This window comes from Liquorilactobacillus sicerae, from assembly GCF_029916425.1.
Lineage (GTDB): Bacteria > Bacillota > Bacilli > Lactobacillales > Lactobacillaceae > Liquorilactobacillus > Liquorilactobacillus sicerae.
Map to the genome: position 1 here is coordinate 1 of NZ_JAHAVQ010000062.1, position 763 is coordinate 763.

Consider the following 763-nt stretch of genomic DNA (forward strand, 5'->3'; position numbering starts at 1 on the left):
ATACCACCTCACAATTTGGGTGAAGTAATTAATGCTTTGATTTATCTATTATCGCATCCTGCTGCCTCTCTAGAGGATTTGATGAAATACGTAAGCGGACCGGATTTCCCCACTGGCGGTATTATTCAAGGTTTGGATGGTATCAAAGATGCTTATACAAGCGGTCGGGGAAAGATCTATTTGCGGGCAAAAACGGAAATTAAGCAGCTTAGAGCCGGTAAAAAACAAATTGAGATTACAGAACTCCCTTATGAGGTTAACAAATCGGCGCTCGTTGCCCGTATAGACGAGATTCGCCTTAATAAGGATGTTAATGGAATTATAGAAGTACGGGATGATACCAGTCGCGAGGGTTTATTAATTGCAATTGAGCTCTCAAAAGATGCTAATGCCGCAGGTATTTTGGATTATTTGTTTAAAAAAACCGATTTGCAGATTGCCTACAACTTTAATATGACGACTATCGATAAACAAAGACCGGGTTCTGATGGCTTAAAACAGGCTTTATCGGCTTTTCTGGATTTTCGTAAAGAAGTTATTCGGCGGAGAACTGAGTTTGAATTAAAAAAGGCCCAAGCTCGTCAAGAAATCGTTGAGGGCTTGATCAAAATGCTAAGTATCCTCGACGAAGTCGTTGCAACTATCAGAGCTTCTGAAAGCCGCAAAAACGCCAAGGAAAATCTAATCAAAAAGTTCCAATTCAGTGATCCCCAGGCTGAAGCGATTGTTACTTTACAGCTTTATCGTCTTACAAATACGGATG

At 40.5% G+C, this 763-nt stretch carries 1 protein-coding gene; it reads left to right on the forward strand.

Annotated elements, in window-relative coordinates; all coding sequences use genetic code 11:
• Window positions 1-763: DNA gyrase subunit A (locus KH893_RS11185; RefSeq protein WP_281166196.1), on the forward strand; the 763-nt coding region annotated here is incomplete at both ends.